Annotated in this window: 14 protein-coding genes and 1 riboswitch; all 14 genes read left to right on the forward strand. The window is 71.3% G+C overall.

Annotated elements, in window-relative coordinates; translation table 11 throughout:
* Window positions 1-54 precede the first annotated feature (54 nt).
* The 14 genes from pth (at window position 55) to cobT (ending at window position 13,780) form a co-directional block, all read left to right on the forward strand.
* A complete protein-coding gene (gene pth, locus PFX98_RS02180) occupies window positions 55-690 on the forward strand; it encodes an aminoacyl-tRNA hydrolase (RefSeq protein WP_285233535.1) in 636 nt (211 codons plus the stop codon).
* Complete coding sequence (locus PFX98_RS02185) at window positions 687-1,136, forward strand: hypothetical protein (protein WP_285233536.1); 450 nt, start codon at window positions 687-689, stop codon at window positions 1,134-1,136. The genes pth and PFX98_RS02185 overlap by 4 nt, the downstream gene beginning before the upstream one ends.
* Before the next feature lie 31 nt (window positions 1,137-1,167).
* Window positions 1,168-1,403: riboswitch (cobalamin riboswitch) on the forward strand.
* Between the two features lie 68 nt (window positions 1,404-1,471).
* A complete protein-coding gene (locus tag PFX98_RS02190; protein WP_285233537.1) occupies window positions 1,472-3,394 on the forward strand; it encodes a TonB-dependent receptor plug domain-containing protein in 1,923 nt (640 codons plus the stop codon).
* A gap of 9 nt (window positions 3,395-3,403) precedes the next feature.
* Window positions 3,404-3,964 carry a bifunctional adenosylcobinamide kinase/adenosylcobinamide-phosphate guanylyltransferase gene (cobU, locus tag PFX98_RS02195; RefSeq protein WP_285233538.1) on the forward strand — a complete coding sequence of 187 codons (561 nt, stop codon included), beginning with the start codon at window positions 3,404-3,406 and terminating at the stop codon, window positions 3,962-3,964.
* Window positions 3,964-4,836 (forward strand): ABC transporter substrate-binding protein, encoded by an 873-nt coding sequence (locus tag PFX98_RS02200; protein ID WP_285233539.1) that lies wholly within the window; start codon window positions 3,964-3,966, stop codon window positions 4,834-4,836. Before cobU ends, PFX98_RS02200 begins: the two co-directional genes overlap by 1 nt.
* A complete protein-coding gene (locus PFX98_RS02205; protein ID WP_285233540.1) occupies window positions 4,833-5,831 on the forward strand; it encodes a FecCD family ABC transporter permease in 999 nt (332 codons plus the stop codon). The genes PFX98_RS02200 and PFX98_RS02205 overlap by 4 nt, the downstream gene beginning before the upstream one ends.
* A complete protein-coding gene (locus PFX98_RS02210) occupies window positions 5,828-6,670 on the forward strand; it encodes an ABC transporter ATP-binding protein (RefSeq protein WP_285233541.1) in 843 nt (280 codons plus the stop codon). The genes PFX98_RS02205 and PFX98_RS02210 overlap by 4 nt, the downstream gene beginning before the upstream one ends.
* Window positions 6,667-7,977: a cobyrinic acid a,c-diamide synthase CobB gene (locus PFX98_RS02215; protein ID WP_285233542.1), complete on the forward strand. Its 1,311-nt coding sequence runs from the start codon at window positions 6,667-6,669 to the stop codon at window positions 7,975-7,977. Before PFX98_RS02210 ends, PFX98_RS02215 begins: the two co-directional genes overlap by 4 nt.
* Entirely contained in the window at window positions 7,967-8,536 is a 570-nt protein-coding gene (cobO, locus tag PFX98_RS02220; protein WP_285233543.1) for a cob(I)yrinic acid a,c-diamide adenosyltransferase, read from the forward strand. The genes PFX98_RS02215 and cobO overlap by 11 nt, the downstream gene beginning before the upstream one ends.
* A gap of 7 nt (window positions 8,537-8,543) precedes the next feature.
* Window positions 8,544-9,491: an adenosylcobinamide-phosphate synthase CbiB gene (gene cbiB / locus PFX98_RS02225; RefSeq protein WP_285233544.1), complete on the forward strand. Its 948-nt coding sequence runs from the start codon at window positions 8,544-8,546 to the stop codon at window positions 9,489-9,491.
* Window positions 9,491-10,507, forward strand: coding sequence for a pyridoxal phosphate-dependent aminotransferase (locus PFX98_RS02230; protein ID WP_285233545.1), 1,017 nt, complete (start codon window positions 9,491-9,493; stop codon window positions 10,505-10,507). Before cbiB ends, PFX98_RS02230 begins: the two co-directional genes overlap by 1 nt.
* Window positions 10,504-11,967, forward strand: a complete 1,464-nt coding sequence (locus PFX98_RS02235; protein WP_285233546.1) for a cobyric acid synthase — start codon at window positions 10,504-10,506, stop codon at window positions 11,965-11,967. The genes PFX98_RS02230 and PFX98_RS02235 overlap by 4 nt, the downstream gene beginning before the upstream one ends.
* Window positions 11,964-12,749, forward strand: coding sequence for an ABC transporter substrate-binding protein (locus tag PFX98_RS02240; protein ID WP_285233547.1), 786 nt, complete (start codon window positions 11,964-11,966; stop codon window positions 12,747-12,749). The genes PFX98_RS02235 and PFX98_RS02240 overlap by 4 nt, the downstream gene beginning before the upstream one ends.
* A complete protein-coding gene (gene cobT / locus PFX98_RS02245; RefSeq protein WP_285233548.1) occupies window positions 12,746-13,780 on the forward strand; it encodes a nicotinate-nucleotide--dimethylbenzimidazole phosphoribosyltransferase in 1,035 nt (344 codons plus the stop codon). The genes PFX98_RS02240 and cobT overlap by 4 nt, the downstream gene beginning before the upstream one ends.
* Window positions 13,781-13,793: the final 13 nt, after the last annotated feature.

The raw sequence follows: 13,793 nt of genomic DNA on the forward strand, positions 1-13,793 counted from the left end.
GGCCCTGCTCTGCAGGGCCTTTTTTCTTGGCCTCTGCCATCGATAATCCCCGCCATGATTCGACTCTTTGTGGGCCTGGGCAATCCCGGGCCAGAATACGAGGACACGCGCCACAACGCCGGCTTCTGGTGGATAGACGGCCTGGCGCGCGGCCTGGGTGCCCACCTGCAGGTGGAGCGCAGCTATTACGGCCTGGTGGCGCGCGTCAACAACGCGCCCGGCGCACCCGGCCCGATCTGGCTGCTGCAGCCCATGACCTTCATGAACCTCAGCGGCAAATCGGTGGCGGCGCTGGCGCGCTTCTTCAAGATCGCGCCCGAGGAGATCCTCGCCATCCATGACGAACTCGACATCGCGCCCGGCGAGATGAAGATGAAGCTGGGCGGCGGCAATGGCGGCCACAACGGGCTCAAGGACATGCAGGCCCAGCTCGGCTCGGCCAATTTCTGGCGCCTGCGCCTGGGTATCGGCCATCCCGGCATCAAGGCCGAGGTGGCCAACTATGTGCTGCGCAAGCCGCCGTTGGCGGAGCGCCAGGCGGTGGAGGATTGCATTGGCAAGTCCTACCAGGCGGTGGAGCTGATGCTCAAGGGCGAGATGGACAAGGCGCTGGCCAAGATCCACGCCAAGCCGCCAAGGCCCAAGCCACCCAAGCCGCCAGCGCCGGTGGGCACCGAAGTCGCATCATGAGCAAGGCGATCCGCCTGTTTAGCACCGCGCTGCTGCTGGCAGCCTGCGGCAGTGACGGATCGTCGGCGCAGACCCAGCCGCAGAGCGCCACGATTTACCGCTGCGGCCCCGATGGACGCGAGCTGCGCGGCAGCCCCTGCCCGCTGGATGCCAAGGCCAGCGCGCAGACCCTGCAATACGACCAGCCCAGTAGTGCCCAGAGCGCCGAGGCCAGGCAGCGCGCCGCGCAGGAGGCCAAACAGGCCAACGCGATGGAGCAGGCCCGCCTCAAGCAGGAGGCCGAACAGCAGCGCCACGCGGCGCCGGCCACCGGCATCCATGGCCATCGCGGCGAAGCGTCGGCACGCGCCGCCAGCGCCGCCGCAGCGCAGCAGCCGTCCAAGCCCAAGCCGCCCAAGAAACCCAAAGCACCCAAGCTGCCCAAGGCGCCCGAGCCGAGCAACTGAGTTGGCTCAAATGCCGCGCTGCACAAGCCCGGCTAGAATGCCGCTCGTTGGTGCTCGCCCAGCCATTCATGTCTGGGCAGTTAAACGGGAATCAGAAGGGCGCGTCTCGCCGAGGCAAACCCAACCTGAGCTGTCCCCGCAACGGTAAGTGGATGGAGCCCTCAGTGCTCCAAGGCCCGTACAGCAATCCACTGGCGCAATCGCGCTGGGAAGGATGCGGCGCTTGAATCCACCAGCCCGGATACCGGCCAACAGGTGATGCATCGCGACGCGATGCGTCGATTCACAGGGGCCTGCGGGGAAGCTGGCACCTGGCTGTTTGCTGTCTGGATTCCATGAGCTTTTCCTTCGCACGCGCGGCTTCCCTGCCTGCGCCTACCCACGCCCGTACCCTGCTGGCCCTGGCCGCTGCCACGCTGGCCATCCTCCCCCACGCCGCGCTCGCCCAAGGCGGCGCCGGCCCCAACAAGCTGGGCACCGTGGTGGTCACCGCCACCCGCTCGCCGATGAAGCTCAGCGAGGTGCTGGCCGATTTCACCGTCATCACGCGTGAAGACATCGAGCGCCAGGCCTTTGGCGGCATCGGCGACCTGCTGCGCAACGCCGGTTGCGTGGAGATGGTGCGCAACGGCGGCCCGGCGCTGAACACCTCGCTGTTCCTGCGCGGCGCCGATACCCGCCACACCGTGGTGCTGATCGACGGCGTGCGCGTCGACTCGCAGGCCAGCAGCGGCACCAGCTGGCTGGCGATCCCGATCTCGCAGGTCGAGCGCGTGGAAGTCCTGAAGGGCCCGGCCAGCGCGATCTACGGCTCCGATGCCGTCGGCGGCGTGGTGCAGATCATCACCCGCAAGGGCGGAAGCAAGACCCAGGCCGATCTGGGTCTGGGCTTCGGCAGCCTCGGCACGCGCAAGGCCGATGCCGGCATCACCGGCACGGCCGGCATCATCGACTACGCGCTCAGCGGTGCCGTCGAGCGCAGCGATGGCTTCAACGCCACCCTGGATCTGCCCGGCAGCTTCAGCTATGTGCCCGACCGCGACGGCTGGCGCAGCCACAACGTGAAGTTCCGCGTCGGCGCGCAGCTGAACGCCGAGCATCGCCTCGAAGCCATCGCCCTGAAGAGTCATGCCGATGCGCAGTACGACAGCTCCAAGTCCAAGCCCCTCAACGACGACCACAGCATCCAGGACACCGAGGCCAAGCAGCTGAGCTGGAGCGCGCAATGGCTGCCGGCTCTGCAGACCCAGACCAGCCTGGGCGAATCGAGCGAGCGCTACGAGACCAAGCCCTCGCCCTACCTGACCAAGACGCGCATCCGCAATCTGGCGCTGAACGGCAGCTACGAGTTCGCCAAGAACCGCCAGCTCAACTTCATCCTCGAGCGTCGCGAAGACCGGCTTGAAAACACCGGCCTGGTGGCCAGCCTGCACGGCGAGGATCAGCGTCATCAGAACGCCGCGGCGCTGGGCTGGCTGATGAGCGAAGGCGCGTTCAGCCTGCAAGCCCATGCCCGCCACGACCAGGACAGCCAGTTCGGCGGCGTCAACACCGGCACGCTGGCGCTGGGCTGGCTGCTCGCGCCCACGCTGCGCGTCGTCGGCTCGGCCGGCACGGCCTTCCGCGCGCCCTCGCTGTACCAGCGCGGCAGCGTCTACGGCCCCGACCTCGGCAAGCCCGGCGTCAAGCCGCTGGAGGCCGAGCATGGCCGCAATATCGAGTTCGGCCTCAAGTACAACGAAAGCCTGAACGAGGCCTCGATCACCGCCTACCGCAACCACGTCAAGGACCTGATCGTGTTCGGCGCCGCCGGCAGCTGCCAGAGCGCCTTCGGCTGCTATGCCAACGTCAGCAAGGCGCGCCTGCAGGGCGTCAGCCTGGCGGCGGGCACGCAGCTGGGGCCAGTGCGCCTCTCCGGCACGCTGGACCTCCAGGCGCCCAAGGACAAGAGCACCGACAAGCTGCTGGCACGCCGGGCCCGCGAATACGGCACCCTGCGCGCCGATACGACGCTGGGCGCCTGGGCGCTGGGCGCGGCCCTGCAAGCCTCGGGCAAGCGTTACGACGACGCCGCCAACACCAAGCCGCTGGCGGGCTATGGCCTGATCAATCTGGACGCGCAATACAAGCTCAGCAACGAGCTGCGCCTGCAGCTGAATCTGGACAACGCCTTCAACCGCGCCTACCAGACCGCGGGTGGCTTTGCCCAGGCGCCGCGCACCCTGTTCGTGGGCCTGCGCTACAGCCCCACGCTGTAAGCAGCGACGATGGCCGCGCACCAGCTCATCGTCGGCGGCCAGCGCAGTGGCAAATCGCGCCACGCCGAGGCCCTGGCGCTGCGCTGGCTGCGCGCCGCGGCCACGCACCGCGTCAGCGTGCTCGCCACCGCCGCCGCGCATGACGAGGAGATGCGCTCACGCATCGCCCGCCACCGCGCGGATCGGCCGGCCGGCTTCGCCACGCTGGAGGAGCAGCGCCACCTCAGCCGGGCGCTGGCCGCGGCCGACGCGCCCGGCCATCTGGTGGTGGTGGACTGCCTGACGCTGTGGCTCACCAACTGGCTGATGCCCTTCGAGGCCGAGCCCGACCTGCCGGGCTGGCAGCGCGAGCAGGCCGCCCTGCTGGCCCTGCTGCCGCGCCTGCAGGGGCCGGTGCTGTTCGTCTCCAACGAGGTCGGCTGGGGCGTCAGCCCGCTGTCCAGCGCGGTGCGCCACTATGTGGACGAGCTGGGGCGGCTGAACCAGGCCATTGCCGCGCGCTGCGCGGACCTCACCCTGATGGTGGCCGGCCAGGCCTGGAGCCGGCCGGTCGAAGCGGAGTTGCCCTGATGATCAAGAAGATGAAGCCCTGGCTCCATGTCTGGCTGTTCGCGCTGGCCGCCCAGGCCGGCGCCGCACCGGTGAGCGTGAAGGACGATCGCGGCCTGCTGCAGCAATGGCCCGCGCCGCCGCAGCGCATCGTCAGCCTGCTGCCCTCGCTGACCGAGACCGTCTGCGCGCTGGGTGCCTGTGAGCGCCTGGTGGGCGTGGACCGCTATTCCAACTACCCCGCCGCGGTGGACAAGCTGCCCAAGCTCGGCGGCCTGGACGACACCCAGGTGGAGAGCATCGTGGCGCTGCGGCCCGATGTGGTGCTGGTGGCGCCCAGCTCGCGCGTGCAGGACCGCCTGGCCGCGCTGGGCCTCAAGGTGGTGGTGCTGGAAACGCGCAGCCATGCCGACGTGAAGCGCGTGCTGCAAAGCGTCGGGCAGCTGCTCGCGGTACCCGAGCCCCTGAAGGTCTGGCAGCAGATCGAGGCCCAGATGGCCGAGGCAGCCGCCGGCGTGCCGGCCAGCGCGCGCGGCCTGACGGTTTACTACGAGGTCGACAGCTCGCCCTTTGCCGCCGGCGAGAGCTCCTTCATCGGCGAGACCCTGGCGCGCCTGGGGCCGCGCAACATCGTCGGCAAGGAGCTCGGGCCCTTCCCCAAGCTCAACCCCGAATTCGTAGTGCGCGCCGATCCGCAGCTCATCATGGTGGCGCAGCGCAATGCGGTGAAGCTGGCTGAGCGCCCGGGCTGGAACCAGATCCGCGCGCTGAAGGACAAGCGCCTGTGCGTGTTCCCGCCGCAGGAGTCCGAGCTGATGGCAAGACCTGGCCCCCGGATGGGCGAGGCCGCCAAGTTCATGGCGCGCTGCCTACGCGAGGTCGCGCCGAAATGAACGCCACCAAGCCGCTGCACCTGCTGCTGGGCCTGCTGCTGCTGAGCTGCGCACTGAGCCTGCTGGGCGTGGCGGTGGGCAGCACGGGTTTTTCGCTGGAGATGCTGCAGGGCGGCGACGCGGTGCAGCAGCAGATACTCTGGCAGATCCGCTTTCCGCGCTCGGCCGGCGCCTGGGCCGCGGGCGCCCTGCTGGGCCTGGCCGGCGCGGTGGCGCAGGGCCTGTTCCGCAACCCGCTGGCCGACCCCTATCTGCTCGGCGCCTCCGCGGGCGCCGGACTGGGCGTGGCGGTGCTGCTGGTGCTGCTGGGCCTCTCGCCGGCGACGGCGGCCTGGTCGATGAAGCTGGGCCTCACCGGCGCGGCCTTTCTGGGCGCCGTGGCCGCCGTGCTGCTGACGCTGACGCTGGCGCGCGGCGTGCAGCAGACCATGCGCCTGTTGCTGGCCGGCGTGATCGTCGGCGTGGTGCTGGGCTCGGCCACCGCCCTGCTCACCATCATGACGCCCGACATCATGCGGCCCATGCAGGCCTTCATGCTGGGCACCACCGGCTTCCTCAGCTGGGCCTCGGTGTGGATCCTGCTGCCGGTGCTGCTCGGCTGCCTGCTGGTGGCGCTGGGCGCCAGCCGCGCGCTCGACGCACTGACCCTGGGCGAGGCCACCGCGCGCTCGCTGGGCGTGCGCCTGCCGTTGGTGCGACTGAGCCTGATCGCCACCCTGGCGCTGGCCACCGGCGCAGCCGTGGCGCAGGCCGGGCTGATCGCCTTCGTGGGCCTAGTGGCGCCGCACCTGGTGCGCAGCCGCACCCACAGCACGCATGGCTGGCTGCTGCTGCTGTCGGCCCTCACCGGCGGCGCCCTGCTGCTGGCCGCCGACATCGCCGCGCGCTGGCTGATCGCGCCGCAGGAGTTGCCGGTGGGCGTGGTCACCTCCATGCTGGGCGGTGCCTATCTGCTGCTGCTGATGCATCGCGGCAAGGTCGGGGAGCTGAAATGACAACGAATATGGCCCTGAGCGCCGCCTTGCAGAGCCTGCGCCTGCAGGACGCCGAGATCCTGCGCGACATCGAGCTGGCCCTGCCCGCGGCCTGCTGGATGGCCGTGGTGGGGCCCAACGGCGCCGGCAAGTCGACCCTGCTGCGCGCGCTCGCCGGCCTGCTGCCGGCCCGTGCCCGCATCGATCTGCTGGGCCGCGAACTGCAGCGCTGGGAGCCCCGGGCGAGCGCGCGCGCGCTCGCCTGGCTGGGCCAGAACGAGGCCAGCGCCGACGAACTCAGCGCCTACGAGGTGGTGATGCTGGGCCGCCTGCCGCACCAGGCCTGGCTGGCCCCGCCCAGCGCGCAGGATCACGAGGCCGTGGCCCGCGCCATGCACCGCACGCAGTGCTGGGATTGGCGCGAGCGCCCGCTGGCGCGCCTCTCGGGCGGCGAGCGCCAGCGCGTGCTGCTGGCGCGCGCGCTCGCCGTCGAGGCCCAGGTGCTGCTGATGGACGAGCCGCTGGCGCATCTGGACCCGCCGCACCAGGCCGACTGGCTGCAGATCGTGCGCGAGCTGGCGCGCCAGGGCGTGGCGGTGCTGAGTGTGCTGCACGAGCTCAATATGGCGCTGCAGGCCGATCAACTGGCGGTGATGCAGGGCGGGCGCCTGCGCCACCTGGGCCCGCCCGGCACGCCCGCCTGCCACCAGGCCCTGCAGGCCGCCTTCGAGCAACGCCTGCACCTGGTGCAGCTGGACGGCCATTGGCTGGCCCTGCCCTTCGATCCCGCGCCCAGGCCGCCGGCCGAGGGCGGCGCGCAGATCCTGCCGCTGCGCGGGTCTCAGAGGGCAACGCGATGAGCCGCAGCTGCGCCGCGCTGATGGTCAGCGCCCCGGCCTCGGGATCAGGCAAGACCAGCGTCAGCGCCGCGATCGCGCGCGCCCATGCCCGGCGCGGCCTCAAGGTGCGCGTCTTCAAGACCGGCCCCGACTACCTGGACCCGATGGTGCTGGCGCGCGCCAGCGGCCATGCCGTCTACCAGCTCGATCTCTTCATGGGCGGGCTGGCGCATTGCCGGCAGCTGCTGGCCGAGGCCGCCGAGGAGGCCGACCTGATCCTGGTCGAGGGCGTGATGGGCCTGTTCGACGGCAAGCCCAGCAGCGCCGACCTGGCGGCCGCCTTCGGCCTGCCGGTGCTGGCGGTGCTGGATGCCAGCGCCATGGCCCAGACCTTCGCGGCCCTGGCGCTGGGCCTGCAGGGCTTTCGCAGCGATATCCGGCTCTGCGGCGTGGTGGCCAACCGCGTCGGCAGCGCCGCCCATGGCGCCATGGTGGCCGAGGGCCTGCCGCCCACCCTGCCCCTGGTGGCCGCGATCGCGCGCCAGCAAGACCTGACCCTGCCGGAACGCCATCTGGGCCTGGTGCAGGCGCTGGAGCTGCCCGGGCTGGATGCGCAGCTCGATGCCTGGGCCGACGCCTGGGAGGCCGGCCTGGTGGGCGGTTTCGAGTTCCCTCGCGTCGAGTTTGCGGGTCGGTCCGCTGAGCCATTGCCGCCCCTGCTGGCCGGCCGCCGCATCGCGCTGGCACAGGACGCCTGCTTCTCCTTCATCTACCCGGCCAACCTCGATTGCCTGCGCGCGCTCGGCGCCGAGCTCCGGCCCTTCTCGCCGCTGGCCGGCGAGGCCCTGCCGGATTGCGATGCGCTCTGGCTGCCGGGCGGCTACCCCGAGCTGCACGCCGCCGCGCTGCGCGCCCAACCCGGTTTCTTTGCCAGCCTGGCGCAACACCTGACCCTCGGCAAGCCGCTGCTGGCCGAATGCGGCGGCATGCTGTGCCTGCTGGACGAGCTGTGCGATGCCGAGGGCCGGGCCCAGCCCATGGCCGGCCTGCTGCCGGGCCGGGCGCAGATGCAGACCCGCCTGGCCGCACTGGGCCTGCAGACGCTGGACTGGCCCGAAGGCACGCTGCGCGGCCACAGCTTCCATTACTCGACGCTGGACACGCCGCTGCTGCCGCTGGCGCGCGCCAGCAATCCCAATGGCGGCCGCACGGCCGAGGCGCTGTATGCCCAAGGCAGCCTGCGCGCCAGCTATGTGCACCATTACTTCCCATCCAACCCGGAGGCGCTCGCGCGCTTCTTTATCTCCGCCGGCCATCATGCAGATTGAAACCCCACCCGTCGATTACCAGCGCGTCCAGCCCAGCGCGGAGCGCCGCGGCCTCGTCATCGTCCACACCGGCGACGGCAAGGGCAAGAGCACGGCCGCCTTCGGCCTGGCGCTGCGCGCCCATGGCCGCGGCAAGGCGGTGAAGATCTACCAGTTCATGAAGGTGCCCAGCGCGCGCTTCGGCGAGCACCGCATGTTCGAGCAACTGGGCCTGCCCATCGAGGGCCTGGGCGACGGCTTCAGCTGGAAGAGCAAGGATCTCGAGCATTCGGCCCAACTCGCGCGCGACGGCTGGACGCGCGCCGAAAGCACGATACGCGCGGGCGAGCATTTCCTCGTCGTGCTGGACGAGATCATGTACCCGCTGCGCTATGGCTGGCTGCCGCTGGAGCCGGTGCTGCAAGCCCTGCGCGAGCGCCCCGCCCATGTGCATGTGCTGCTGACCGGGCGCAACGCACCCGAGGAACTGATCGCCCTGGCCGACACCGTCACCGAGATGGCCCTGGTCAAGCATCACTTCAAGGCCGGCGTGCCGGCGCAGCGCGGCATCGAAGACTGATTGTTCGATGCAGATGGCCCTGCTCCTGCCGCTCGCGATGCTGCTCGCCCTGCTGGTCGATCGCCTGTTCGGCGAGCCGCCCGCCTGGGCCCATCCGGTGGTCGGCATGGGCCGTTATCTGGGCCTCTTTTCGCAGCACCTGCCGGCCCTGCGGCCCGCGCCCGCCTTCATCGGGGCTGCGCTGGCCTGGTGCCTGGGCGCGCTGGTGGTCGGCCTGCTGGCGGCCGCGCTGGAGGGCTGGCTGATCGGCCTGCTGCAGCCCTGGCGCTCGCCGCTGGCCCTGCTGGGCTGCGCCGGCGCGCTGGCGCTGCTGCTCAAGCCCCTGCTGGCCTGGTCCATGCTGAGCCAGGAGGTCGACGCGGTGGAGGCGGCGCTGCAGCGCTCGCTGCCCGAGGGGCGCGCGCGCCTGGCCCGGCTGGTGAGCCGCGACACGCTAGCACTCAGCGCCGCCGAGGTTCGTGAAGCGGCCCTTGAATCCCTGGCCGAGAACCTCAACGACTCGGTGGTCGCGCCGCTGTTCTGGTTTGCCATCGCCGGCCTGCCGGGCGCCGCGGTCTACCGCTTCGCCAATACCGCCGATGCCATGTGGGGCTATCGCGGCCGCTGGGAATGGGCCGGCAAATGGGCGGCACGCGCCGACGACGCGCTCTCCTGGCTGCCGGCCCGCCTCAGCGCGCTGGCCATGCTGGCCTGGCACTGGCGCCTGCTGCCCAGGCTGACGCGCGAGGCCGCGCGCACGCCCTCGCCCAACAGCGGCTGGCCGATGGCGGCGCTGGCGCTGCGATTGAACCTGCGCCTGGCCAAGCCGGGTGTCTATGCCCTGAACGCAGGCGGTGCCACGCCCGTGGCCGCCGACATGGCGCGCGGGCAAGACCTGACCCTGCGCGGCATGCTGCGATCCGCCCTGCTGTTGATGCTGGGCGCCGCCGCCCTGCGCGGAGGTCTTATCCACTGATGCAAGAAAAAACCATGCATGGCGGCAGCGACTCCGGCCCGCCCATCCCGCACGATTTCTCCAGCAATGCCAGCCCGCTGGGCCCGCCGCCGGCCCTGCTGGACGCGCTGCTGGGCGCCGAGCGCGGCCGCTATCCCGACCCGCATTACCTGGCGCTGCGCGAGACCCTGGCGGCCGCCCATGGCCTCGCGCCCGAGCGCGTGCTGCCCAGCGCCGGCGGCAGCGAGGCGATACGCCGGCTCAGCCTGGCGGCGCAGCTGGCCGGCCTGCGCCAGGTCTGGGTGCCGCAGCCCGGCTATGGCGACTATGCCGCCGCCGCCCTGGCCCTGGGCCTGCAGGTGCGCGGCTATGCCTCGGTGGCCGAGCTGGCGGCGGGCCTGAGCGGGCCGGCGCTGGTCTGGGTCTGCGAGCCCTGCAACCCCACCGGCGCCAGCCTGGACACGCATGACTGGACCCAGCTGGGCGCCGCCCTGCGGGCCTCGGCCGCGCAGCTGGCCGTCGACCAGGCCTACGAGCCGCTGCGCCTGGAGGGGCAGACGAGCCTGCCGCCGGCGCTGGCCGAGCAGGCCTGGCGCCTGCAGGGCCCCAACAAGGCCCTGGGCCTGACGGGGGTGCGCGCGGGCTATCTGCTGGCACCGGCCAGCGGCCGCTGGTTATCAGCGATGCAAGACCTGGCCCCCAGCTGGGTGCTCTCCGGCGAGGGCTGCGCCCTCCTGAGCCATTGGCACAGCCCCGCCACGCAGGCCTATCTGCGCGACGCCAGGGCGCACCTGCTGGCATGGCGGGCCGTGCAGCGCGAGCTGCTGGCCGAGCTGGGCTGGCGGCAACGCCCCAGCTGCAGCAATTTCTGGCTCACCCTGCCACCCACCGAGCTGCCCCTGCCAGCGCTGCGCGCGCGCGGCATCAAGCTGCGCGATGCCGGCAGCTTCGGCCTGACCGGCTGGCTGCGCGTCTCCACCCAATCCCCCGCGGCGCAGCAGGCGCTGCGCCTCGCCCTGAAGGAGTTGATGCCATGACCGCCAAGGCCGTGATGGTGCTGGGCACCACCAGCAATGCCGGCAAGAGCTGGCTCGCCACCGCGCTATGCCGCTGGTATGCGCGCCAGGGGCTCAGGGTCGCGCCCTACAAGGCGCAGAACATGAGCAACAACGCCCGCGTCGTGCCCGGCCTGAACGGGGCGATGGGCGAGATCGGCAGCGCCCAGTACTTCCAGGCCCTGGCCGCGCGCTGCCTGCCCGAGGTGCGCATGAACCCGGTGCTGCTGAAGCCCGAGAAGGACACCGCCTCGCAGGTGATCGTGCTGGGCGAGGTGGACCGGCAGCTCACCGACATGCCCTGGCGCGAACGCAGCGAGCAACTCTGGCTGCGCGCCCGACCGCCCCTGCACGAGCTGATGGCCGAGAACGATGTGGTGGTGATCGAGGGCGCGGGTTCGCCGGCCGAGATCAATCTGCACAGCAGCGATTACGTCAATATGCGCACCGCGCTGGAGGTGAACGCCGCCTGCCTGCTGGTGACCGACATCGACCGCGGCGGCGCCTTTGCCCATCTCTACGGCACGCACCAGCTGCTGCCCGCGCATGAACGCGCGCTGATACGCGGCTTTGTGCTGAACCGTTTCCGCGGCGATGCCAGCCTGCTGGCGCCCGGCCCGGCGCAGCTGCAGGCCCTCACCGGCGTGCCCACGGTGGCGGTGCTGCCGATGTGGCGCGGCCATGGTCTGCCCGAGGAAGACGGCGTGTTCGATGACGTCGCCAGCGGCAGCGGGCTGAAGATCGCCGTGGTGGCCTATCCGCGCCTGTCCAACCTCGACGAGTTCCAGCCCCTGCGCAGCCTGCCCGGCGTGCGCCTGAGCTGGGCGCGCGAGCCGGCGCAGCTGGAGGCGGCGGACTGGATCATCCTGCCCGGCTCCAAGGCGGTGGCGGCCGACCTGGCTTGGTTGCGCGCGCAACAGCTCGACCAGGCGATCGCCCGCCATGCCGCCGCCGGCAAACCCCTGCTGGGCATTTGCGGCGGCCTGCAGATGCTGGGCGAAAGCCTCTTGGACCCCTACCAGATCGACGGCAACGCGCCCGGCCTGGGCCTCTTGCCCCTGGTGACCCAGTTCGAGCGCGAGAAGCTGCTGCGCCCGGCCCAGCTGCAGTTCGCCGCCGATCTGCAGGGCCCCTGGGCGGCGCTGCACGGCGTGGCGGTGCAAGGCTACGAGATCCACCATGGCCGCACCGCGCAGCACCCCAGCATGGCGCCGGCCCAGGTGGCGCTACGCGATGACGCTGGCGCGGCGGTGGGCTGGCAGCAGGGCAGCGTGCTGGGCCTGTACGCCCATGGCCTGTTCGAGCAGCCGGCCCTGCTGCGCGCGCTGTTCGGCACCGAGGTGCAGACGCTGGACGCGGTGTTCGAGGGCCTGGCCGATTTCATCGACCGGCATTTCCAGCCCGACTATCTGATGCAGCTGCTGCAGCCCCCACCCGCATGACCATCCCCCAACGCATCGCCTGCCTCTCCACCGAAGCGGTGGACACGCTTTACCGCCTGGGCGCGCAGGACCACATCGCCGGCATCTCGGGCTATACCGTCTACCCGCCCGAGGCGCGCGCGCAAAAGCCCAAGATCAGCGGCTTTTCCAGCATGAAGATCGAGAAGATCCTGGCGGTGCGGCCCGATCTGGTGATCGGCTTCTCGGACCTGCAGAAACCCCTGCTGGATGAATGCGCGGCGGCCGGCCTGGCCACGCTGTGCTTCGACCAGCGCGACCTGGCCGGCATCCACGCCATGGTGCTTAGCCTGGGCGCGCTGGTGCGGCGCGAGGCGCAGGCCGAGCAGCTGGTGGCGGCGCTGCAGCAGGCGCAGGCGCGCATCGCCGCGGCCGCCGCCGCCCTGCCCTGGCAGCCACGCGTGTTCTTCGAGGAATGGGACGAGCCGCTCATCTGCGGCATTGGCTGGGTGAGCGAGATCATCCAGCTGGCCGGCGGCGTCGACGTGTTTGCCGAGCGCGCCAAGGCCGGTTTCGCCCGGCAGCGCATCGTCACGCACGCGGAGGTGCTGGCGCAAGCGCCTCAGCTCATCCTCGGTTCCTGGTGCGGCAAGCGCTTCGCGCCCGACCGCGTGCTGGCCCGCCCCGGCTTTGCCGCGCTCAACGCGCGGCTCATCGAAATCAAATCGGCCGACATCCTCAGCCCCGGGCCCACCGCCATCGAGCGCGGCGCGGCCCAGCTGCTGGCGGCTATTCAAACCACTGTTGGAGTCCCATCCGCATGAGCGACCTGATCCCGCAACTTCCCAGCCTCGCCGACGCCGCGCTGGCCCTGCGCCTGCAGATCCGCATCGATCAAAAGACCAAGCCGCTGGGCGCTCTGGGCCGGCTGGAAGCGCTAATGCTGAGGCTGGGCCTGATCCTGGGCAGCGAGACGCCCGCGCTGCTGGAGCCGCAGCTGATGGTGTTCGCCGCCGACCATGGCCTGGCGGCGCGCGGGGTCTCGGCCTATCCCTCCGACGTGACCTGGCAGATGGTGGAGAACTTCCTCGCCGGCGGCGCGGCGGTGAGCGTGCTGGCGCGCCAGCACGGCCTGGCGCTGACGGTGGTGGACGCCGGCGTGCGCCATGAGTTCGCGCCCCGCCCGGGCCTGGTGGTCGCCAAGATCGCCGCCGGCACGGCCGATGCGCTGGTGGGGCCGGCGATGAGCGCGGACCAATGCGCCACCGCCATCGCCGCCGGCAAGAACCTCTTGCGTCAGCGCCCCGGCAATGCGCTGCTGCTGGGCGAGATGGGCATCGGCAACACCTCGGCCGCGGCCCTGCTGCTGGCGCGCCTGGCCGGCCAGCCGATCGGCGCCTGCGTGGGCCGGGGGACAGGTCTTGACGATGGCCAGCTGGCGCACAAGACCGCCCTGCTGGGCCAGGTGCTGGAGCGCCACGCGCAGGCCAGCGAGCCACTCGCCGCCCTCGCCGCCTTCGGCGGCTTCGAGATCGCCATGATGGTGGGCGCGGTGCTGCAGGCGGCACTGGAGCGCCGCGTCATCGTCGTGGATGGCTTCATCGCCAGCGCCGCGGTGCTGGTGGCGGCGCGCCTGGCGCCCGCCGTGCTGGAGCGCTGCGTGTTCTCGCACTGCTCCAACGAGAGCGGCCATCGGCTGATGCTGCAGGCCCTGCAGGCCGAACCGCTGCTGGACCTGGGCCTGCGCCTGGGCGAGGGCTCCGGCGCCGCGCTGGCCTGGCCCCTGCTGGTGTCGGCCTGTCAGCTGCTGGCCAAGATGGCCAGCTTTGCCTCGGCCGGGGTCAGCCAGGCCTGAAAACCGGGCCGGC

Origin of the sequence: Paucibacter sediminis (assembly GCF_030254645.1) — a bacterium.
Taxonomy (GTDB): domain Bacteria; phylum Pseudomonadota; class Gammaproteobacteria; order Burkholderiales; family Burkholderiaceae_C; genus Paucibacter_B; species Paucibacter_B sediminis.